We start from the raw sequence: 21,954 nt of genomic DNA on the forward strand, positions 1-21,954 counted from the left end.
CCCGGCAGGCGAAATTGGAAACTTCACCGTGGTAGCGAACACTTATATACACATTTGACCCCGATTTTCAATATGGCCCGCAACCAATCCACCCCCGAACAGCAGTCGGTCCGCGTCCTCAAGGTGGGGGAGCGGGTGCGGCATATCCTGTCCGAACTGCTCGCACGCGGCGAGGTGCATGACGAGGTGCTGACCGCGCATTCGGTCAGCGTGACCGAGGTGCGGATGACGCCCGACCTGCGCAACGCTAATGCCTATGTGAAGCCGCTGCTGGGCGAGGACGAGACGGCGGTGCTGAAGGCGCTGCGCACCAATACCGCCTTCTTCCAGCGCGAGGTGGCGAAGCGGCTCGGCCTCAAGTTCGCGCCCAGGCTGCAGTTCAAACCCGACGAGAGCTTCGACGAGGCCGAGCGGATCGAGCGGCTGCTGAACGATCCGCGCGTCGCGCGGGATCTCGACGAGGACTGATCGAAGGCGGCTACTCCGCCACCGCCGGGGCGGTCGGTTGAACCGTCGTCGGCGGATCCATGAACACGCCGGCGCCCGGGCCGAGCGGAAGATCGAGCATGACCCAGCCGATCGTCATCACCAGCCCCGCAAGCAGCAACCCGATCGAGTAGGGCAGCATGGTCGCGGCGAGGCTGCCGAGGCCGAAGTCCTTCTGCCAGCGCTGGCAGAAGATCAGGATCAGCGGGAAGTAGACCATCAGCGGGGTGATGATATTGGTCGCCCCGTCACCGACGCGATAGGCGGCGGTCGCCATTTCGGGGGTGATCCCGAGCAGCATCAGCATCGGCACCAGCACCGGCGCGAGCAGCGCCCACTTGGCGCTCGCCGAGCCGATGAAGATGTTGAGCAGCGCCGATACCACCACGATCGCTCCGAGCAGGGCCCACGCGGGGAGCCCTGAATTGCCGAGGAAGTCCGCGCCGTTGACCGCCAGGATCAGTCCGAGGTTGGACCAGGCGAACATGGCCACGAAGTGCGCGGCGGCGAAGGCGAGTACGAGGTAATAGGCCATGTCGCCCATGGAGCCCGACATCATCTTCACCAGCGCGCGGTGGTCGTCGATTGTGCCCGCCGCCGCGCCGTAAGCCCAGCCGGCGAGCAGGAAGAGCAGGAAGAAGCCCGCGACGAGGCTCTGGTAGAACGGCGTCAGCCGCGCTTCCGGCGTTGCGGTCTCGTCGATAAGCGGCGTGCCCGGGCCGAAGGTGAACGCGAGCCACAGCGCGACGACCCCGAGCACGGCAAGGCCCGCGCGGCGCAGACCCTTGCGTTCCTCGCCGGTCAGCGGGCGGTCGCCCTGTTCGCCGGAATCCTCGCGCCCCGCCATTCCCGGGTTCCATGCGCCGAGCCGCGGTTCGATCATCCGGTCGGTGACGTACCAGATCACCGGCAGGAACAGCACCGTCATCGCGGCGATGAAGTACCAGTTGCCGGCGATGTTCGCGGTGAAATCGCCGAACACCGTCTCGACCGAGGCTTCGGTGATGCCGAACAGCAGCGCATCGAGCTGGCCGGGCAGGAGGTTGGCGGAAAAGCCGCCCGACACGCCGGCGAAGGCGGCGGCGATACCCGCCACCGGATGGCGCCCGGCGGCGTGGAAGATGATCCCCGCGAGCGGAATCAGCACGACGTAGGCCGCATCGGCGGCGAGGTTGCCCATCATGCCGACGAAGGCAACGATGGGGGTGAGCAGGAACGTGGGCGCGTTGCGCACGCCGGCGCGCATCGCGGTTCCGAACAGCCCGGCGCGCTCCGCCACGCCCGCGCCGAGCATGACCACGAGCACGTAGCCGAGCGGGTGGAAGTGGGTGAAGGTTGCAGGCATCTCCACCCATAGCCGCTGGATGTTCTCGGCCGAGAGCAGGCTGGTGGCGGCGATCACGCGCGCCTGGCCCGTCGCCTCGTCGATCTCGGTCGGATGGACCACCGACCAGCCGAGCAGGCTGCCCAGCAGCGAAATCGCGATCACCACCGCGATCAGCCAGAAGAACAGGAACACCGGATCGGGCAGCTTGTTGCCGCTCCGCTCGATCCAGCCGAGAATACCCTTCTGTGCTCGGCCCTCTGCCGCTTCCACCACGCCTGTTCCTCTCCACGGTCCTTCGTGCGCGGGAGCTAGCATCGCCCGCAGCAGCTGTCGCCCCGGTTAATCCGCCCCCACATCGGAGACGAAAATATTTGACATCGGCAACTATATCGGTGACTCGGGAACGATGGAGGCCGACGCTCTCCCCGTGACCGACCGGGTCGTCCAGCGCTTGCGGGCGTTCAACCGCGATTTCTCGCAACTGATGGGACTGCTGGAGTCCCGCTACATGGGCAGCGATCTGTCGGTGGTGGAGGCGCGGGTCCTTTACGAGATCGTCCAGCGAGAACCCGTCCTAGCGCGCGACATAGCCCGTCCCTTGCGGCTCGACCCCGGCTATCTCAGCCGCATCGTCGCGCGCCTGCTTCGGCGCGGGTTCGTGGAGCGGGGACGCGGGGAGGACGCGCGGGAGCGGCCGCTCTCACTGACGGCGGCGGGGCGTACTGCCTATGCGGAACTCGACCGGACCACGGCGGCACAGACGGCGCGCATGATCGCACCGCTGGGCGAGGACGGTGCGCGGCGTCTTGGCGCGCTGCTGGGGGAGGCGGGCATGCTGCTGTTCGGCGCGGTGCCCGGGGAGTGGTCGCTGCGCACCTTTCGCACCGGCGACATGGGCCTGATCACCGCGCGGCAGTCGATCCTCTATCACGAAGGCTATGGCTGGGGGCGCGGCATGGAAGCGCTGATCGGGGAGATCACCGCGGCGTTTCTGCGCGACTTCAAGTCCGGGCGCGAGCAATGCTGGATCGCGGAGCGGGAGGGGCGGATGCTGGGCTCGGTATTTCTCGTCGAGGAGGACGCGGAGACCGCCCGTCTCCGCCTGCTCTACGTCGAGCCGGAAGCACGCGGGATGGGCGTCGGCCAGGCGTTGGTGAAGCAGTGCACGGCGTTCGCGCGGGAGGCCGGATATCGCCGGATCGTGCTGTGGACTCACGCGGTGCTCGAAAGCGCCCGGCGCATCTATGTTGCCGAGGGCTATCGGATTGCCGAGACCCACACGCATGACGATTTCGGCAAGCCGGAACTGAGCGAGAGCTGGCTGCTGGAACTGTGAGCAATTGGGGCGCCGCGATTGGCAGCCGCCCGCCCGGCGCTTAGCCAACCGGAATGGCCAAGCTCTATTTCTACTACGCCAGCATGAACGCCGGGAAATCGACCACGCTGCTGCAGGCCGATTTCAACTACCGCGAGCGCGGCATGCACACGATGCTGTGGACCGCCGCGCTCGACGACCGGGGGGAGCATCAGGCGATCGAAAGCCGCATCGGCCTCGGCGCGGATGCGCAGCGCTACGATGAGGGGACCGACCTGTGGCAGCGCGTGACGGCGGCGCACAAGGCGGAACCGCTCGGCTGCGTCCTGATCGACGAGGCGCAGTTCCTCACCAGAGCCCAGGTCTGGCAATGCGCGCGGCTGGCGGACGAGGCGAATATCCCGGTGCTCTGTTACGGATTGCGAACCGACTTCCAGGGCGAGCTGTTCCCCGGCTCTGCCGTGCTGCTCGGGATCGCCGACGCGCTGGTCGAGCTCAAGGCCGTATGTCACTGCGGCCGCAAGGCGACGATGAACCTGCGTGTCGATGAAAGCGGCGCGGCCGTCAGGCATGGGGCGCAGACGGAGATCGGCGGCAACGACCGCTACGTCGCGCTCTGCCGCAGGCACTTTTCGGAGGCGTTGGCCGGGTGATGGCGCTTGGCGCGCTTGCGCCGCCACCCTATCTACCCGCGATGACCGAAACCCTGATCCTCGCCGCGATCCTGATCCCCTGCCTGGTGATCGCGATCGTGTTCCACGAAGTCGCGCACGGCTGGACCGCGCTGATGCTCGGCGATCCGACGGCGAAGGAGCAGCGGCGGCTTTCGCTCAATCCGCTCCGCCATGTCGATCCGGTCGGCACGCTGATCGTGCCGGGCGCGCTGGCGCTGTTCGGCGGGCCGGTGTTCGGCTGGGCCAAGCCGGTGCCGGTGCGCAAGAACCGGCTCGACAACCCGCGCTACGGCATGATGGCGGTCGCAGCGGCTGGGCCGGGCACCAATCTCGTGCTCGCGGGAATCGGGGCGGTTGCGCTCGGGCTGGTCGGCACCACGCTGACGCTGCCGCCCAGCGGTGCGGTCGAGTGGGTGCTGACGGGCCTCAACTATTTCATCGTCATCAACATCTTCCTCGCGCTGTTCAACCTGCTGCCGATCCCGCCGTTCGACGGCTCGCATATCGTCGAGGGGCTGCTGCCCCGCTCGATGGCGGCGCAGTATGCGCGGCTGCAGCAGATCGGCATGTTCCTGCTGATCGCGCTGATCGCGATCACCTGGGCCTTCCCCGACAGCGGGATCATCGAGAACGTCGTCCTTCCGCCGGTCGAATGGCTGCGCGAGAAGTATCTGGCCCTGGCGTTGTGGATCGCGAATTAATTCATCCGGGTATAATTGACTATTTTTATCCGGGTTATATATGCGCCTCCCAACGGAGGTAATCGATGACGCTCACGGTGTTCCTGAAAGACGAGATCGTCGCCCACGGCGCGGCCGACGACGTCCTGCCCACGATGCGCGCGCTGCAGCCGCTCGAGCGCAGCTCCGACCTGCTGGCGTTCGACGACGAGACGGGGCGGCAGATCGATCTCGACCTGCGGCCCGAAGCGCAGCCCGCGCCGCGCCCGCGGGGGCGCCCGGCTCTGGGTGTCGAGGCGAAGGAAGTCACGCTCCTGCCGCGCCATTGGGAATGGCTGGCGAAGCAGCGCGGCGGCGCTTCGGCGACCTTGCGCAAGCTGGTCGAGGAGGCACTGCGGAAGGGGCGAACGGCCAAGGACCATCACGACAGCGCCTATCGCTTCCTCAACACGATGGCAGGCAATCTGCCGCATTTCGTGGACGCGGTGCGGGAGATGTACGCCGGGAACAAGGTCGGTTACGACCATTTCACCCATGACTGGCCGCCGGCGATCCGCGACCACGGACGGAGGCTCGCGTTTCCCGAATGACGCAACTTCACGGCTGGCTGATCCTCGACAAGCCCCGCGGCCTGGGCTCGACCCAGGCGGTCGGGGCCGTCAAGCGCAACTTGCGCGAGGGGGGCTATGCGAAAACCAAGGTCGGGCACGGCGGCACGCTCGATCCGCTCGCGGAAGGCGTGCTGCCGATCGCGCTGGGCGAGGCGACCAAGCTCGCCGGGCGGATGCTCGATGCGAGCAAGGTCTATGAATTTACGGTGCAATTCGGTGAAGAGACGGACACGCTCGATACCGAAGGCGAGGTGGTCGCGCGGTCCGATCATCGGCCGCCGATCGCTGCGATCGAGGCGATTCTGCACCATTTCACCGGAGAGATCGAACAGGTCCCGCCTTCCTATTCGGCGGTGAAGATCGACGGCAAGCGCGCCTATGATCGTGCGCGCGCCGGGGAGGACGTCGCGATGCAGGCGCGCCGAGTGACGGTGCACGACCTTCGCGTCCTTCGTGAGCGAGAGGAGAGCGGCGAGAGGCTCGAGTCCTCATTCGCGTCGGACGCGGGCCGTCTCGGCCCCTTCGATCCCACGGCGCCGCTCGAACTGGCCGACAGCATCACGCTCGTCGCGCATGTCAGCAAGGGCACGTACATCCGCAGCCTGGCAAGGGACGTTGCCAGGGCGCTTGGAACGGTCGGTCACGTCACCTATCTCAGGCGCATCAAGGCCGGTCCATTCATGCAGGATCAGGCGATTTCGCTGGACACGCTCAACGAAATCGGTAAGGGCGCGCGCCTTGAAGACCACCTCCTGCCGCTCGAGGCGGGGCTGGACGGTATCCCGGCCCACCAACTCGATCCGGAAAGCGCGCAGGCGGTCCGCCAGGGCCGGGTCCTTTCCGGAATGCCCCATCCCGACGGGCTCCTTCTTGCAAAGGCCGGCAATGTGCCGGTTGCACTGATGGAAGTCGAAGGGGGGACGGCGAAAGTCGTCAGGGGCTTCAACATCCCCGATACCGCGGAGTGAAATGAATGTCGGTTACCGCCGAGAAGAAGCAGGAAGTCATCAAGGACAACGCCCGCGCCAAGAACGACACGGGCAGCCCGGAAGTGCAGGTCGCGATCCTGACCGAGCGTATCCGCAACCTGACCGAGCACTTCAAGGAACACCACAAGGACAACCACTCGCGCCGCGGCCTGCTGACCATGGTCAACAAGCGCCGCAGCCTGCTCGCCTACCTCAAGAAGACGGATGTCGAGCGGTACAATGCGCTGATCCAGAAGCTGGGTCTGCGGAAATAAGAGTTTCGGAAACGGCCCCGTTGCGGGCCGTTTCTTGTATTCGTGAGTCCCCGCGAAGGCGGGGACCTCGTGCCACCGGCGCTCCGCCAATTGCCTGAGGCCCCCGCTTTCGCGGGAGCTCACGAGAATGAGGTCATCCTTCGCAATCCGGCGGAGGGGCCTTGGGGCACGGAAAAAGGCCCCGCACCGGACCGGGACGGAATCCCCGGCAGCAAGCCCCGCCGATGCAATAGGGCCGGCGGGTCAAAGGAAAATCAGATGTTCGACACGAAAACCGTATCGCTGGAGTGGGGCGGAAAGACCCTCACTCTGGAAACCGGGCGTATTGCCCGTCAGGCCGATGGCGCCGTGCTGGCGACCTACGGCGAGACCGTGGTGCTGTGCGCCGTCACTGCCGCCAAGTCGGTCAAGGAAGGGCAGGATTTCTTCCCGCTCACCGTCCACTATCAGGAAAAGTTCTCCGCCGCCGGGCGCATCCCGGGCGGCTTCTTCAAGCGCGAAGGCCGCGCGACGGAGAAGGAAACGCTCACCTCCCGCCTGATCGACCGCCCCGTGCGGCCGCTCTTCCCGGAAGGGTTCTACAACGAGATCAACGTGATCGCGCAGGTCCTCTCCTATGACGGTGAGACCGAGCCCGATATCCTCGCGATGGTCGCGGCCAGCGCTGCGCTGACCATTTCCGGCGTGCCCTTCATGGGCCCGATCGGCGCTGCGCGCGTCGGCTTCATCGACGGCGAATACGTGCTCAACCCGCGCCAGGACAAGGCGCTGGAGGACGGCCGCCTCGACCTCGTCGTCGCCGCGACGCAAGATGCGGTGATGATGGTCGAATCCGAGGCCAAGGAACTGACCGAGGAAGAGATGCTCGGCGCGGTGATGTTCGCGCACGAGGAATCGAAGAAGGTCATCGGCGCGATCATCGAATTGGCTGAGCAGGCTGCGAAGGATCCGTGGGAGCTTCCCGCTTCCGACGATCACTCGGAAATGAAGGCCGCGATCAAGGCGATGATCGGCGACGACATCGCCAAGGCCTACAAGATGACCAGCAAGGCCGACCGCCGCGATACGATCGATGCCGCGCGCGAGAAGGTGAAGGCGCACTACTCGTCGGACGAGTTCGACGGGCAGCAGCTCATGACCGCGATCAAGCTGACCAAGAAGCTCGAAGCGGAAATCGTGCGCGGTGCGATCCTCAAGGAAGGCACCCGCATCGACGGCCGCAAGGTCGATCAGGTCCGTCCGATCGAGGCGATGGTCGGCCTGCTGCCGCGCACGCACGGTTCGGCGCTGTTCACCCGCGGCGAGACGCAGGCGATCTGCACCACCACGCTCGGCACCAAGGATGCCGAGCAGATGATCGACGGGCTCGAAGGCCTGTCGTACAACCACTTCATGCTGCACTACAACTTCCCGCCCTACTCGGTCGGCGAAGTGGGCCGCTTCGGCTTCACCAGCCGCCGCGAGACCGGCCACGGCAAGCTCGCCTGGCGCGCGCTGCACCCGGTCCTGCCCAAGCATGAGGACTTCCCGTACACGATCCGCATCCTGTCGGACATCACCGAGTCCAACGGCTCGAGCTCGATGGCGACGGTCTGCGGCGGGTGTCTCTCGATGATGGATGCCGGCGTTCCGATCGAACGCCCGGTCTCCGGCATCGCGATGGGCCTGATCCTCGAAGGCGAGGAATTCACCGTGCTCAGCGACATCCTCGGCGACGAGGATCACCTCGGCGACATGGACTTCAAGGTCGCCGGCACCGAAGCGGGCATCACCTCGCTGCAGATGGACATCAAGGTCGCCGGCATCACGCAGGAGATCATGACCAAGGCGCTGGCGCAGGCGAAGGAAGGCCGCGCGCATATCCTGGGCGAGATGACCAAGGCGCTCGGCTCCGCGCGCACCGACGTGTCCAAGCACGCGCCGCGCATCGAGACGATGCAGATCGACAAGTCGAAGATCCGCGACGTCATCGGCACGGGCGGCAAGGTGATCCGCGAGATCGTCGCCGAAACCGGCGCGAAGGTGGACATCGACGATGAGGGCGTGATCAAGATCTCGTCCAGCGACCTGTCGCAGATCGAGGCCGCCAAGGCCTGGATCCAGGGCATCGTCGAGGAGCCCGAGGTCGGCAAGATCTACAACGGCAAGGTCGTCAACATCGTCGATTTCGGCGCGTTCGTGAACTTCATGGGCGGCAAGGACGGTCTCGTCCACGTCTCCGAAATGAAGAACGAGCGGGTCGAGAAGCCGACCGATGTCGTTTCCGAAGGCCAGGAAGTGAAGGTCAAGGTCCTCGAGATCGACAACCGCGGCAAGGTCCGCCTGTCGATGCGCGTGGTCGACCAGGAAACCGGCGAGGAGCTGGAGGACACCCGTCCCCCGCGCGAACCGCGCGGTGACCGCGAAGGCGGCCGCGGTGGACGCGGCGGCGGCGATCGCCGCGGCCGGAGCGGCGGCGGGCGTGACCGCGATCGCGGCCCCCGGGGCGATCGTGGCGGCCGCGAGCGCGGCGGTGACGAGGGCGGCGGCGAAGGCCACGTCCCCGACTTCCTGAAGGACTAAACAGCCCGAGCCCCCTTTGCGGGAGCTCGCACAAGAAGAGGGGCCGCGAGCATATCGCGGCCCCTTTCGTTTATGGAGACTGCCGATGCTGCCGCGCGAAACCCTTGCCACCGCCCATATCCCCGGCGGCGACACGCTGACGCTGATCAGCCACGGCCGCGACTTCGTGATCATGCTCGGCCGCGACGAGCTGATGGGCACCCGCATGCGGTTCTCCGAAGAGCAGCTTGCGGAACTCACGCTCGCCCGGCTCACCGCGCCCCGGCCGCGGGTGCTGATCGGCGGCTACGGCATGGGGTTCACCTACCGTGCCGCGCTCGCGCATGTGCCGGAAGGGGGCCGGGTGGTCGTCGCCGAGGTGGTGCCGGAAATTCTCGAATGGGCGCAGGGGCCGCTGGCGGAGCTGACCGGCGAAACGCTCGCCGATCCGCGCGGCGAGGTCGTGATCGCCGACGTCGCCGCCCTGATCGACGACGCAGTGGACGGCACCAGCGACCGCTACGACGCGATCCTGCTCGATGTCGACAATGGCCCGGACGGGATCGTTCGCGACGGCAACGAGCGGCTCTACGGGCGCGGAGGGCTGGCGCGGGCGCGCGACGCACTCAATCCCGGCGGCGTGCTCGCGGTATGGTCTGCGGCGCCCGACCCGCGCTTCACGCGGCGGCTGAAGGACGCCGGCTTTGCGGTGGAGGAGCGGACCGTCCGCGCCCGTCCGAACAACAAGGGTCCCCGCCACACGATCTGGTTCGCACGGCGCCCCGCGTGACGGGTCAGTCGCGCTTGATCCGCAACCGTCCCATGAAGTCGCGCTTGCCCAGCGGCAGCCCCGTCATCCGCAGGATGTCGTAGGCAGTCGCGGCGTGGAAATAGAAGTTCGGCTGGCTGAAGCTGAGCAGGAACTCTTCCGCGGCGAAATCCATCGACCTTTCGCCCATCACGAAGCGCATCGGGCGGCCGATCCAGCTTTCCATCTCGTCCACGCCCACGCTTTCGAGAGCGCCCGCCGCTTCGTCGAGCCTGGTGCGCATGGCCTCGAAGGTCGCCGGCGGCACGCTCATGTCGGGCGAGAACACGCCCTCGCGCACGCCCTCGATCGCGCCCTGCGTGTGCACGGCGACGCTCTTCACCTGATAGTCGAAGGCGAACATGTCGTCGGCCAGACGCGCGCCGACGAGCGTGTCGTGGCCGCAGCCCTGCTCGCCGCACCAGCTTTCCGCCCTGTCGACGAGCTTCCGGGTGGCGCCGAGCATCTGCAAGGCGCTCGGAACGAAGGCGGCGTGAAGCGAAAGCGGCATCGGGCGATCTCCTTGCGATCGGGTCTGCGACCGCACCTAATCGCCTTGCCGGTTTCAGGCCAGCGCCGATCGCGCCGGCGTGCCGCGGCCGCGGGTCAGCGGACCCGCGGACCGCCGAACGGCAGCGGGGGAGGGGGTCTGCGTGCGCCGCGCGGGAGCTGCGCCTGATAGGCCCGGCCGCAATGCTCGACGCAGTAGGGGAAGCCGGGGTTCACGGCCTCGCCGCAGAAATGGAAGTCCGGCTCGCCCGGATGGCCCATCGGCCAGCGGCAGACCTTGTCGTTCAGGTCGAGCAGGCTGGTCTTGTCGGCGATCTCGGGGCTCGGCTTGGCCGGCACCAGGCGGCGCGGCGGGGCCGGCGGGATCGGCGCCTGCTGGTCGCCGGGGCCCTGGCGCAGGAAGCCGCCCGGGCCGACCGAGACGATCTTGGGCAGGTTGGAGCTCGGATTCGGCAGGGGCTGCGACGACGGCGGCGCGGCAGGCGCACGCTCGCCGGCGCTCGTCTGGCGCGGCGGTGCGGGCGGCGCTGCAGGCTCGGGCGTCTTGGCTGCTGCGGGGCGCGGCGCAGGTTTCCGCGGAGCGGGCGCAGGGGCGGCGGCCTTCTTCTCCGCCTTCTTCGGCTCGTTCGCCTTCACCGGCGACGGGCGGGACTTCAGGCCGAGGCGGTGCGCCTTGCCGATCACCGCATTGCGGCTCACCCCGCCGAGCTCGTCGGCGATCTGGCTGGCGGTGGCGCCGCCTTCCCACATCTTCTTCAGCGTGGCGATCCGTTCGTCGGTCCAGCTCATTCGGTTTCCATTCGCAATAAAATCTATCGGGGCGCGGCTTGCCAGCGAAGGCGCGGAGCACTAGTCGCGCCACAATGGCCGATCAAGCCCGCACACCCGCCGGTTCGCCTCTCGAAACAGGCTCATTCCCCGTTGACGAAAATCCCGGCGGCATGAGCCGGTTTCCGCCGCGCGGCGTGCCCGTGTTCGACGGGATCAACCGCATCGGTTTGTGGAGCCTCTATATGAAGGAGGTTCGGCGATTTCTCAAGGTGCAGACGCAGACCGTGTGGGCGCCTGCCGTCACCACGCTGCTGTTTCTGGTGATCTTCACCGTCGCGCTGGGCCGCTCGGGCCGCGAAGTGCTCGGCGTGCCGTTCGCAACGTTCGTCGCGCCCGGTCTGATCGTCATGGGGATGATGCAGAATGCCTTCGCCAATTCCAGCTTTACCCTGCTCGGCGGCAAGATCCAGGGCACGATCATCGACGTGTTGATGCCGCCGCTGTCGGAAGGCGAGCTGATGGCGGGCATCGTCGGCGCCGCGGTGACGCGCGCGATCATGGTCGGCCTCGCCGTGGCGCTGGCGATGGCGTTCTATCCCGGCGTCAGCTTGGCGATGGAGCATGTCTGGGCTGTCGTCTGGTTCGGCCTGATGGGCGCGGTGATGCTCTCGCTGATGGGCCTGCTGACCTCGATCTGGGCCGAGAAGTTCGACCACAACGCGGCGATCACCAACTTCGTCGTCGCCCCGCTCGCGCTGCTTTCGGGCACGTTCTACGTGATCCACAACCTCGCCCCGGTGTTCCAGACGATCAGCCGCGCGAACCCGTTCTTCTACGTGATCTCGGGCTTCCGCTACGGCTTTCTGGGGCAGAGCGACATCGGCAACACCGACGCGGCACTGGTAAAGAGCGCAATCGGCCTCGGCCTGTTCAACCTCGCCCTCGCGTACTTCTGCTACCGCGTGCTGAAATCGGGGTGGAAGCTCAAGGACTGAGCCGGCGCGCCTGCGCTCAATGCGTCAGCGAACGGCGCATCCGGTAGCGGCCGTTGCGGAATTCGTCGAACAGTTCGGGCACGTTCGGATGGTCGACCGGCCCCCCGTCGGAATCGGGCAGCAGGTTCTGCTGGCTGACGTAGGCGACGTAGGACGAATCCTCGTTCTCGGCGAGCAGGTGGTAGAACGGCTGATCCCGGCGCGGACGCATGTCCTGCGGGATCGCCTCGTACCACTCCTCGCTGTTCGAGAAGACCGGGTCGATATCGAAGATGACCCCGCGGAAATCGAACATGCGGTGGCGCACCACGTCACCGATCCCGAACCGGGCGGTGGCATGACGCGGCATCTCGATGAAGCGACCCGCCTGGGCGGAGAAGAACTGCGAACGTTCCATTACAGCCGGAAATATAGGACGTTGCATGCGCCAGACAAGCGCAGCGCGCGCATCATCCCCAGTCACGTCGAACAAGGGGCTTGGCAAGGCGCCGGACCTCGGCTAACCGCCGCCCTCCCGAACGCCCCGGGGCGCCCCGCGCCCCATGCGCTTTCTCGTGCGGAGAGGTGCCGGAGTGGTCGAACGGGACGGTCTCGAAAACCGTTGTGCCCTTACGGGTACCGTGGGTTCGAATCCCACCCTCTCCGCCATGAATCCCTCGTCCGATGAGCCGGGACCGCATAGCGCGGCCCGGTCGGCGATTCGTCACGATAAATTGAGCCTGACTACCGCCGTGCGATCGGTTAGGGCGGCGCGCATGTTACCATTCCGCCTCGCGATCTTCGCCCTCCCGCCTCTCACGCTCGCCGCTCCCCTTCTCGCGCAGGACTCTGCCGGGAAGTCTGACAGCGAGGCGAGGGAGATCGTCGTGCTGGGCCAGGGTCTCGAGGAGACGCCGGCGGCCCCTGCCTACGACACGATCGTGATCGGGCGCGACCAGATCGTCAGCGCGCCCTCCGGCCGGATAGAGGACGTGCTGGGCGCCGTTGCCGGTTTCCAGCAGTTCCGCCGTTCGGACAGCCGCTCGTCGAACCCCAGTGCGCAGGGCGTGACGCTGCGCGCGCTTGGCGGCAATGCGACGAGCCGCGCGCTGGTCCTGCTCGACGGCGTGCCGATGGCCGATCCGTTCTTCGGCTACATCCCGCTGAGCGCCGTCGCGCCCGAGCGTCTGGGATCGATCCGGGTGACGCGCGGCGGCGGCTCGGGGCCGTTCGGCGCCGGCGCGCTCGGGGGACGGATCGAGCTCGAAAGCGCCGATCCGGCGGCGCTCGGGCCGCTATCCGCCTCGCTGCTCGCCAACGACCGCGGCGAGACCGAAGCGAGCCTGGGCCTGGCCGAAGATCTCGGCGCCGGGTTCGTCGTCGTCGACGGGCGGTGGGACCGCGGCAAGGGCTTCTTCACCACCCCGGCGGAGGACCGCGTGCCCGCGACCGCCCGCGCCGCATTCGATAGCTGGTCGGTCGGCCTGCGCGGGGTCGCGCCGCTGAGCGAGACGATCGAGCTGCAGGCGCGGGGCCTGGTATTCCGCGACGACCGCACGCTGCGTTTCGAGGGCGCCGACTCCTCGAGCGAGGGTCAGGACGCCAGCCTGCGGGTGGTCGGCCGGGGCGACTGGCAGTTCGAGGCGCTGGGCTATGTTCAGGCGCGCAATTTCTCCAACGTCGTGATCAGTTCCACCCAGTTCACCCGCGTGCTCGACCAGCGCAACACGCCTTCGACCGGGCTCGGCGGCAAGCTGGAGCTGCGGCCGCCGGTTGGCGACGACCACGTGCTGCGCCTGGGCGTCGATTATCGCCGCGCCTCGGGCGAACTGCAGGAAGAGGCCTACAGCGCCATGTCCGGCGCGCTGACCGAGCGCCGCCGCGCGGGCGGCACGAACACCGACTTCGGCCTGTTCGTGGAAGACGACTGGACGCTCGGCAATCTCGTTCTCACCGGCGGGCTGCGCGCCGACCGGACGACGGTGGCGGGCGGGTTCTACCGCGCGGTCGACGCGAACGGCGTGCCGGTGGAGGTGACGGTCGCGCCCGACCGGGCAGACTGGACGCTGGGCTGGCGGGCCGGCGCTACCTACGGCCTCAGCGGCGCGCTGCGCCTGCGCACCGCCGCCTACAGCGCTTTGCGCCAGCCCACGCTGAACGAGCTCTACCGGCCGTTCGTGGTCTTCCCGGTGGTCACGCAGGCCAACGCTGCGCTGGAGAACGAGCGGCTCGAGGGTTTCGAGGCGGGGTTCGACCTGACCCCGGCCGAAGGTGTCGAACTCGCGGTCACCGCGTTCGACAATCGGGTGAAGGGGGCCATTGCCAACGTCACGCTCGCGCCGGACTTGCGCCAGCGGCAGAACCTGCCCGCGATCACCTCGCACGGGGTCGAGGGAGGCCTGTCGGTTACGCGCGGCGCCCTGCGGTTCGACGGCACGCTCGCGTGGACCGATGCCGAGGTCGAGGGCCGCGGCTCTTCCGCCGATCTCGACGGCAATCGTCCGGCGCAGACGCCGCGCTGGGCCGCCGGAGCGTCGCTCGCGTGGGCGCCTTCGCCGGGCTGGCTGCTGTCCGCTTCGGTGCGGCACGTCGGCGCGCAGTTCGAGGACGATCAGGAGACCGACGTGCTGCCGGCCGCGACAACCCTGGGCGCCTATGCCCAGGTGCCGCTGACGGAACGGCTGTCGCTTGTCCTGCGGGGCGAGAACCTGACCGACGAGGAAGTGGTGACCCGCAACGACGGCGGCTCGATCGATCTCGGTGCGCCGCGCACCGCCTGGGCGGGCATTCGCTTCGGCTACTGAACCGCGGAGGGCGGGCCGCTTTCCCGCCGGCGCCGAGGGAGACGTTCGGCACCGGCGAGATCGCGTTTCGCAGGATTGGCGTTACATCTTGATGCTGATGCTGCCGATCAGGCGGCGATCCGTGAGGCCCTGGAAGCAGAGCAGCGCGTTGTTGTTCACGCAGAACTGCGCCTGATCTTCCTGCAGCAGATTGATCCCCTCGACGCCAATGTTGATGTTGTCGGTGACGTCGTAGTTCACGCTCGCGTTGAGCTGGCCGCGCGCGCCGTTGATGCGCGGAAGACCGAAGAAGAACGAGTCGTTCGAAACGTAGCTGGAGCGCCAGGTGTACCGCACCCGCGCGTTGAGCCCGTACTTGTCGTAGAACAGCGTGGTGTTGAACGAGTGCTTGGAAAGGTTGGGCAGGGTGATCCGATCCTGAGCCCCGACGATTCCCAGCCGCGTGAAGACGTCGCGGGGGCCGTCGGCCTCGCGGAAGTTCGTCGGGAAGTTCGCCGCAGTGCCGCCGGTGACCTGATAGGTGTAGTTCCCGATGAACCCGAAACCGGAGGCGAAGCCCAGCGTGTCTTCGTAGGCCGACAGATCGTGCTGGAAGGCGACTTCGATGCCGGTCTGCGTCGTATTGCCTTCGCCGTTGATGGTGGTGACGCGCGGCACGCAGATCCCGTCACCCGGCGTCGGGTTGTTGATGTTGCGATCGGCGATCGGGTTGAAGATGCCCCCGTCTTCGCACGGTGGCGTGATATCGATGTTGAGGTTCCCGTCGGCATCGAGGTTCGGCGCCGGATCGTCCTGGAACCTGGAAAACAGGTTCGTGCGGATCTTGTGGAACACGCCGATGCTAAGAATGCTCGACGGTGCGAAGTACCAGTCGCCCGAAAGGTCGAACGACCACACGGCTTCGGGCACCAGCGCCGGGTTGCCGACCGAGACCGGCGTGTTCGGGCCGGTGCTGAAGCTGACCGAGGTCGAAAGATCGTCGAAGTCGGGGCGGTTGATGTCTCTTGCGACGCCGGCACGGATCACGAAATCCTGCGCCGGCTCGATCACGAGATTGAAGCGCGGCAGCCAGAAATTGTACGAACCCGTCTGGACGACCGGCGACGCCGCTCCGTTGACGATGGTGTTCCCGCGCGAATTAACGTCGGTGAGGACGTAGCGTACGCCCAGGTTGCCCCGCACCGGCAAGCCGAGGTCGTAGCCATCGAAATTGGCCTGCAGGTAGGCCGCGTGCGTCTGCTCCGTAATGTCGAAGAACGCACTGGCCGACTGCGTCGGCTCGGTGATCGGACTGACCGGAGGCAGGTCGGGATTCGCGGCATTGCTGGCCGCGATGGCGGCGTTGAGCGCATCGCGAACCGCGTCCGGATCCGAGAACGACAGCTCGGGATCGATGATGAGAAAGTCGCCGATGAACAGGTCCCGGCCGTCGGCCGCGCCGAAATTGCTGGGCCCCGGCACGACGATGTCGGAGAAGAAATCGGCACTCGGCCTGGCGAAGTCCGCCGTGGCGCTGGTGTAGTTGAAGTTCTGGGAGAAGTCGTCGTTCAGGCTGGAGGTTTCGTTGAAGCGATACCCGGCGTCGATCGACGTGATGAACGGCATGGACTGTTCCATGTCGTAGGTGAGATCGAACCGGAGCGCGAGTTCCCGGTTCTCCGAGATGTCATGGCTCTGCTGCACCTGGCGTAGCTGATAGTTCGCAGGATCGAGCAGTTGCGCCGTCGTCGGGGTCGTCGCCAGCCCTTGCGCGATGCCGAACTGAAGCATCTGATTGCTGAGGTCGAACTCCACCGGGACGCCATTGTCGACCTCGCCTCCGAAAACCGGCTGCGTGTGGTTCGGGTTGATGAAATCGAGAGTGGTGGTGAAATCGGGGTTCACCGTATCCGAAGTCGACAGCGCGCCTTCGAGCCGGACCTTGAACCGGTCGCGCTCCCACTCGCCGCCGAGCCTCCAGACGTGGCTCTTGGTCAGGCGAGCGCCGGTATTGCTCGATGTCCGCAGGTTCGGATCGGTCGCGCCGGGTTCGATCACGCCGGTCAGTGCGGCTTCGACCGTGCCCAGATCGATCGGGCCGTTCGGCCCATCCAGGCTGCCGAAATCGATGGTTTCGAACGAGGTGTTGGTGGTGTTGTCGACCACGTCGCTCGCCGAGACGCCGGAGAGCTGCACCCGGGAGCTTTCCTGCCTGCGCTGCTGGTCGTTGTAGATGCCGTCGAAATAGAACTTCAGCTCCGGGCTCGGCGACCATTCCAGCGACCCGACGAGGTTCAGCGTCTCGTATTCGTAGTTGTTGAGATCCTGGTCGAAGAACTGGGTGCGGAGGAACGGGAAGTCCTCGGCACTCGCGGTATCGTCGGTGGGCAGGACGACGGCGTCGCGGTCGACGCGCGGCCGGAACGCGGTGACGTCCTGACGGGCGTAACTTCCGCTGACCACGACACCGAACTCGCCCGCACCCGTCGACCAGCGGTTGCCGATCGTGCCGGAGAAGCGCGGCAGATAGCTTTCCGAGAAGTCGCTGTGCTCGACCTGGGCGCGGGCGGCGATGAGCGGCTCCGACAGATCCAGCGGGCGGATCGTCCGCAGGTTGATCGTGCCGCCGACCGATCCCTCGATCGTGCTGGCGTCCGGCACTTTGGTCACCTCGACCGAAGCGACGATCGAGGCGGACAGATCCTCGAAGCTGATGCCCCCGCGCCCGGCGCCGGAACCGACGGTGGACACCCCGTTGATCTCGGTGCGGTTCTCGTCCGTCCCGCGGATCTGCACCGCAGTGCCGACGCCTGCTTCCCGGGTGATCTGAATGCCGGAGATGTTCTCGAGCACCTCGGCCAGGTTCTGGTCCGGCAGCTTGCCGATATCCTCGGCCTGGATGACCTCGATCAGATTATCGGCCCGGCGTTCCTCCGCGAGCGCGCTTTGCAGCGAGCTGCGAATACCCTCGACGACGATGACGTTCTCGCTCTCGCCAGTCTGGCCGTCTCCCGCGTCGTTCACGGCACCGGCATCTTCTTCGGCCGTCTGGGCGAATGCCGCACCGGGTAGTGCCAGGGCCGACAATGCGGTCCCGGCCAGAAGCGCGGCGAGGAAACGAGAATTGATCGCGGCTGCGGGGCCGCCGTCGGCGAACTTCGACATGAGATCCCTCCCAAAGGGCTTGTTATGGGAGGCGAGATATCTCCTAGGCCAGATATGTCAACCGTAAATGCATACCCATAACATCCAATCTGTCATACCAATTTCTAAGCCAGAGGCAGTCGATCCTGGCTCCTCGTTCGATCCGTTGAGGTCAGCAAGCGTCGATATGGCCGCACGGTCGCGGTGGTCTGCGGATGGTCGGAGGACGTCCTGCCACCAGCTAGCTGCGACATGTCTTCAAATTCCCGGTCGACCGACGTAGGGGAAATGCTGGGGGAAGAGGAAAAGACATGCGGCACGAAGAACAGGCGGACCTCCCCTATCTGCGGAAGGTCGTCGGCGCATCGATGGCCGGCACGGTGGTCGAGTGGTACGAGTTCTTTCTCTACGGGACCGCGGCCACGCTGGTATTCGGCCAGCTCTTCTTTCCCGAAACGGGCAACGAACTCGACGGCATCATCGCTGCCTTTGCCACCTATGCCGTGGGCTTCATCGCCCGGCCCCTGGGCGGGATCGTGTTCGGCCATGTCGGCGACAAGGTGGGGCGCAAATCGCTCCTGCAATTCAGCCTGATCCTGATCGGTGTTTCGACGTTTCTGATGGGCTGCCTGCCCAGCTTCGACAGCATCGGCTACTGGGCGCCCGTGCTTCTGGTGCTGCTCCGCTTCGTGCAGGGCTTCGCGCTCGGCGGCGAGTGGGGCGGCGCGGTGCTGCTCGTCACCGAGCACAGTCCGAACAGGAGCCGTGCGTTCTGGGGCAGTTTCCCGCAGGCGGGGGTACCGCTGGGTAACCTGCTGGCGACGGCGGTGCTGCTGATCCTCTCGGCAACGCTGCCACACGAGGACTTCCTCGCCTGGGGCTGGCGCGTCGGCTTCTGGCTGTCGGTGGTGATCGTCGCGATCGGCTATTACATCCGCACCCAGGTCAGCGATTCTCCGATCTTCAAGGCGGCGAAGGCGAAAGCCGAACAGGCAGCCGAGACCGGCTATGGTCTGGTCGAAGTGTTCAAGCGTTATCCGCGGGGTGTGTTCACCGCGATGGGGCTGCGCTTCGGCGAGAACATCGTCTATTATATGATCGTCACGTTCTCGATCACCTATCTCCATCACCGCGAGATCGACACGACGCGCATCCTCGCCTTGCTGTTCGCGGCGCATATTCTCCACGTTGCCGTTATCCCGGCCGCAGGCGCGCTCGCCGACCGGATCGGCCGACGGCCGGTCTATATCGTCGGCGCGGCGCTCACCATGGCCTGGCCTTTTTCCGCGTTCCCGATGTTCGACACCGGCAGCACGGCGATGATCCTCGCGGCGATCATGCTCGGCCTCGCTATTCACGCCTTCATGTACGCCCCGCAGCCGGCGATCATGGCCGAGATGTTTCCTACCCGGATGCGCTATTCGGGCGTGTCGCTCGGCTATCAGGTGACCGCGATCATCGCCGGGTCCTGGGCGCCGCTGATCGGCACGGCGCTGCTGCGAGAGTACGACGACTGGATGCCGATCGCACTCTACATCCTGTTTGCCGGCGCAGTCAGCCTGATCGCTGCGCTCGTCATGCGCGAAAGCAAAGCTACCTCGCTGCTCGCGATCGACGAGGCCGATGCGGCTGAGACGGGAGGCAGGTAATCCTCCTCTGAGGCGATCGACGTGACGCGGCAGCTATGCATTCGCTCAGGCAAGCGATCGAAGGGCCGGGCCTATAATGGGCTGAGGATCGTGAAGCCATCGGCGGCGCGCGGCATTCCTGTTGCCAGACGCTCACAAGGAGATGAGCAGCTCATCGGGTTGCGATTCGGGAATATCTCCCGGCGAATTCCGTTGTTCGAAGTCACCCGTCGAACGAGCTAAGTGCTTGAAATCATGGTGGGCGCGGCAAGGATTGAACTTGCGACCCCACCCGTGTGAAGGGTGTGCTCTACCACTGAGCTACGCGCCCGCCGGAGTGCCTCGCGGCATGCCTCCACGGCAGGGGCGCGCCTTTGCCATGCACCGCCGGACTTGGCAAGCGCGGTGATCACCGTTTCCCGTTACGCGAACGCCGCCGGTCATTCTCCCGTCATCCCAGCGAAAGCTGGGATCGCATGCCGCGAAGTCCGACCTGACGGAGAACGACCCCAGCTTTCACTGGGATCACGGACTAGATTGACGCTTTGGCGGGTCAGTTCAGCAAGGCGAACATGCGCTTCAGCCAGCCCTTGGGCTCCGCCACACGCGCCCTCGCCTCGGGTGAGGGCGGGCAGGCGAGGCAGTAGGCTTGCATTCCGCTCACCGACAGCAGCCGGTCCACGTCGCTGGCGACGCGGGCCAGCAGCGTCTGTTCGCGGCGGGCGACCATGGCGAAGATGTCGCCGCTCCGCGCGCTTTCGCCCGCGACGATCTGGCGGATCAGCGAATCGTAAGGCTGCACATCGTCGCCGAGGAATTCGAGATGCCAGCCGCCTTCCTCCAGCTTGGCCTGCTTGGCGGCCCACGCGACCGCATCGTCGAGCCCGCCGTACTGGTCGACCAGGCCGATCTGGCGCGCGGTGCCACCGTCCCACACGCGGCCCTGGCCGATGGCGTCGACCTGTGCGGGCGTCATGCTGCGCGATTCGGCGACCCGCGTCAGGAAGTCGCGGTAGCCGTTCTCGATCGAGCTCTGCAGGATCGCCTCGATCTCAGGCGTGAACCCGCCGATCAGGTCGGGCTGGCCAGACAGCGGCGTGGTGCGCACGCCGTCGGCGTGGATGCCCCAGTTGGCCGCAGCATTCTCGAACGTCGGAATGACCGCGAAGATGCCGATCGATCCGGTGATCGTCTCGGGCTCGGCAAAGATGCGATCCGCCGGGGTCGAGACCCAATAGCCGCCGCTCGCCGCGACATTGGCCATGGAGACGACGATCGGAATGTCCTTCGCCTTGTGGCGCAGGATGCCGCGGCGGATCTCCTCCGACGCAGTGACCGAGCCGCCGGGCGAATCGACGCGCACGACCAGCGCCGCCAGATCCTCGTCGAGCGCATCGAGCAGGATGTCGCGGATGCGGTCGCCGCCCGCGGTGCCGGGCCCGGCATCGCCGTCGACGATCGTTCCCGCGATGGTGACGACACCGATCTTCTTGCCGGGCTGCTCCGGCTCGATGTCCGCCAGCCAGGGGTCGAGCTCGGTATGCGCGTACTTTCCGGGGGTGTCGTCCCAGGTGTCCGCGCCGGCGATCTCCGCCACGCGTTCGCCGAACTCGGTCTTGCTGCCCAGCTTGTCGACGAGGCCGGCTTCCATCGCGGCGGTCGCGAGATCGCCGTCCGCGCCGGCGATCCATTCGACCGGCTGCTGCGTGACCCGGTCGAGCTGGATCTGCGGGCGCGCCTTCTTCACGTTGGCCTGCCACTCTTCCCACAGTGCGCCGTAGAGCGCCTGGTAGTTCTCCCGCGCTTCGGGCGACATGTCGGAACGCGAATAGGGTTCGACCGCCGATTTGTACTCGCCGACCTTGTAGATGTGCGCGTTGACCTGAAGGTTCTCGAGCAGCTCGCCGAAATAGATGTTCGAACCGCCCGGCCCGGCGATGATCGCGCCGCCCAGCGGATCGACCCAGACCTCGCTGGCGTGCGAGGCAAGCATCATCGCATCGTCGCCATAGGCCACGGCATAGCTCAGCACCGGCTTGTCGGCCGCCCGCACGCGGTCGAGCGCTTCGCCGATGTCCTGCAGGTGCACTTGCCCGCCGCCGAGGAACGAGGTGAGATCGAGCACGACCGCCTTGACCCGGTCGTCGGTCGCCGCTTCGTCGATCGCGCGAACGAGGTCGCGCGACTGGAACTCCGTGATCGGCGGCTCTCCGCTGAGCAGCACCGTGAACGGATCGATCTCCGACTTTTCCTCCACCACGACACCGTCAAGCTCGAGCAGCAGCGCGCCTTCGCGCACCTGGGCAGGGCTGGGCCGGGCAGTCAGGAGGGCATAGAGCGCCATGAAGAAGAGCAGCAGGAAGAGGAGGCTCATCCCGTCCTTGATGCCCACCAGCAATCGCCAAACCTTGCCTGCGAAGCTCATCAGTTCGAATTCTCCGGAAATATCGTCCCAGCAT

The 21,954-nt window shown here is 66.5% G+C and carries 18 protein-coding genes and 2 tRNA genes; 13 read left to right on the forward strand and 7 right to left on the reverse strand.

What is annotated here, in order from left to right; genetic code table 11:
- The first annotated feature begins 72 nt into the window (after positions 1-72).
- On the forward strand, positions 73-468 hold the full coding sequence (gene rbfA, locus JNO53_RS07715; protein WP_203109351.1) for a 30S ribosome-binding factor RbfA: 396 nt from the start codon (positions 73-75) through the stop codon (positions 466-468).
- A 10-nt stretch (positions 469-478) separates the two neighbouring features.
- On the opposite strand, the gene JNO53_RS07720 is transcribed toward rbfA, so the two are convergent.
- Positions 479-2,086 carry an AbgT family transporter gene (locus JNO53_RS07720; protein WP_338015323.1) on the reverse strand — a complete coding sequence of 536 codons (1,608 nt, stop codon included), beginning with the start codon at positions 2,084-2,086 and terminating at the stop codon, positions 479-481.
- A gap of 133 nt (positions 2,087-2,219) precedes the next feature.
- Between JNO53_RS07720 and JNO53_RS07725 the strand changes: the two genes are divergently transcribed.
- The 8 genes from JNO53_RS07725 to JNO53_RS07760 all read left to right on the forward strand — a co-directional run bounded on the left by JNO53_RS07725 (position 2,220) and on the right by JNO53_RS07760 (position 9,667).
- On the forward strand, positions 2,220-3,149 hold the full coding sequence (locus JNO53_RS07725; RefSeq protein ID WP_203109355.1) for a bifunctional helix-turn-helix transcriptional regulator/GNAT family N-acetyltransferase: 930 nt from the start codon (positions 2,220-2,222) through the stop codon (positions 3,147-3,149).
- A gap of 53 nt (positions 3,150-3,202) precedes the next feature.
- Positions 3,203-3,781, forward strand: coding sequence for a thymidine kinase (locus tag JNO53_RS07730; RefSeq protein WP_203109357.1), 579 nt, complete (start codon positions 3,203-3,205; stop codon positions 3,779-3,781).
- 41 nt (positions 3,782-3,822) lie between these two features.
- The gene (locus JNO53_RS07735) at positions 3,823-4,503 is read left to right on the forward strand and encodes a site-2 protease family protein (protein WP_203109744.1); all 681 of its coding nucleotides are present in this window, start codon (positions 3,823-3,825) and stop codon (positions 4,501-4,503) included.
- Between the two features lie 65 nt (positions 4,504-4,568).
- Positions 4,569-5,072, forward strand: coding sequence for a DUF2239 family protein (locus tag JNO53_RS07740; RefSeq protein ID WP_203109359.1), 504 nt, complete (start codon positions 4,569-4,571; stop codon positions 5,070-5,072).
- Positions 5,069-6,061 (forward strand): tRNA pseudouridine(55) synthase TruB, encoded by a 993-nt coding sequence (gene truB / locus JNO53_RS07745; protein WP_203109361.1) that lies wholly within the window; start codon positions 5,069-5,071, stop codon positions 6,059-6,061. Before JNO53_RS07740 ends, truB begins: the two co-directional genes overlap by 4 nt.
- A 5-nt stretch (positions 6,062-6,066) precedes the next feature.
- Positions 6,067-6,336, forward strand: coding sequence for a 30S ribosomal protein S15 (rpsO, locus tag JNO53_RS07750; protein ID WP_203109362.1), 270 nt, complete (start codon positions 6,067-6,069; stop codon positions 6,334-6,336).
- Positions 6,337-6,594: 258 nt separating this feature from the next.
- Positions 6,595-8,898 (forward strand): polyribonucleotide nucleotidyltransferase, encoded by a 2,304-nt coding sequence (gene pnp, locus JNO53_RS07755; protein ID WP_203109364.1) that lies wholly within the window; start codon positions 6,595-6,597, stop codon positions 8,896-8,898.
- An 85-nt stretch (positions 8,899-8,983) separates the two neighbouring features.
- A complete protein-coding gene (locus tag JNO53_RS07760; protein ID WP_203109366.1) occupies positions 8,984-9,667 on the forward strand; it encodes a spermidine synthase in 684 nt (227 codons plus the stop codon).
- A gap of 4 nt (positions 9,668-9,671) precedes the next feature.
- Here the strand turns inward: JNO53_RS07760 and JNO53_RS07765 are convergent, their stop codons facing one another.
- Together JNO53_RS07765 and JNO53_RS07770 are read right to left on the reverse strand one after the other, a co-directional pair.
- Entirely contained in the window at positions 9,672-10,196 is a 525-nt protein-coding gene (locus JNO53_RS07765; RefSeq protein ID WP_203109368.1) for a DUF1993 domain-containing protein, read from the reverse strand.
- Between the two features lie 95 nt (positions 10,197-10,291).
- The gene (locus JNO53_RS07770) at positions 10,292-10,984 is read right to left on the reverse strand and encodes a GcrA family cell cycle regulator (RefSeq protein WP_203109370.1); all 693 of its coding nucleotides are present in this window, start codon (positions 10,982-10,984) and stop codon (positions 10,292-10,294) included.
- Positions 10,985-11,136: 152 nt separating this feature from the next.
- On the opposite strand from JNO53_RS07770, the gene JNO53_RS07775 reads away from it, so the two are divergent.
- Positions 11,137-11,961: an ABC transporter permease gene (locus tag JNO53_RS07775; RefSeq protein ID WP_238401738.1), complete on the forward strand. Its 825-nt coding sequence runs from the start codon at positions 11,137-11,139 to the stop codon at positions 11,959-11,961.
- 16 nt (positions 11,962-11,977) lie between these two features.
- Here JNO53_RS07775 and hspQ read toward each other — a convergent pair whose 3' ends face one another.
- Complete coding sequence (gene hspQ, locus JNO53_RS07780) at positions 11,978-12,358, reverse strand: heat shock protein HspQ (protein ID WP_203109374.1); 381 nt, start codon at positions 12,356-12,358, stop codon at positions 11,978-11,980.
- A gap of 161 nt (positions 12,359-12,519) precedes the next feature.
- Between hspQ and JNO53_RS07785 the strand changes: the two genes are divergently transcribed.
- A tRNA-Ser gene (locus JNO53_RS07785) sits at positions 12,520-12,609 on the forward strand.
- A 107-nt stretch (positions 12,610-12,716) separates the two neighbouring features.
- Positions 12,717-14,744, forward strand: coding sequence for a TonB-dependent receptor plug domain-containing protein (locus JNO53_RS07790; protein ID WP_203109376.1), 2,028 nt, complete (start codon positions 12,717-12,719; stop codon positions 14,742-14,744).
- 81 nt (positions 14,745-14,825) lie between these two features.
- Here the strand turns inward: JNO53_RS07790 and JNO53_RS07795 are convergent, their stop codons facing one another.
- Positions 14,826-17,888, reverse strand: coding sequence for a TonB-dependent receptor (locus JNO53_RS07795; RefSeq protein ID WP_203109378.1), 3,063 nt, complete (start codon positions 17,886-17,888; stop codon positions 14,826-14,828).
- Between the two features lie 290 nt (positions 17,889-18,178).
- Here JNO53_RS07795 and JNO53_RS07800 point away from each other — a divergent pair, with 290 nt between their 5' ends.
- A complete protein-coding gene (locus tag JNO53_RS07800) occupies positions 18,179-19,516 on the forward strand; it encodes an MFS transporter (protein ID WP_203109380.1) in 1,338 nt (445 codons plus the stop codon).
- 235 nt (positions 19,517-19,751) lie between these two features.
- Here JNO53_RS07800 and JNO53_RS07805 read toward each other — a convergent pair.
- Both JNO53_RS07805 and sppA read right to left on the reverse strand, forming a co-directional pair.
- Positions 19,752-19,826 (reverse strand) — tRNA-Val (locus JNO53_RS07805).
- 222 nt (positions 19,827-20,048) lie between these two features.
- Positions 20,049-21,920, reverse strand: a complete 1,872-nt coding sequence (sppA, locus tag JNO53_RS07810) for a signal peptide peptidase SppA (RefSeq protein ID WP_203109382.1) — start codon at positions 21,918-21,920, stop codon at positions 20,049-20,051.
- Positions 21,921-21,954 lie beyond the last annotated feature (34 nt).

It is taken from the genome of Altererythrobacter sp. C41, from assembly GCF_016803135.1.
Taxonomy (GTDB): domain Bacteria; phylum Pseudomonadota; class Alphaproteobacteria; order Sphingomonadales; family Sphingomonadaceae; genus Pelagerythrobacter.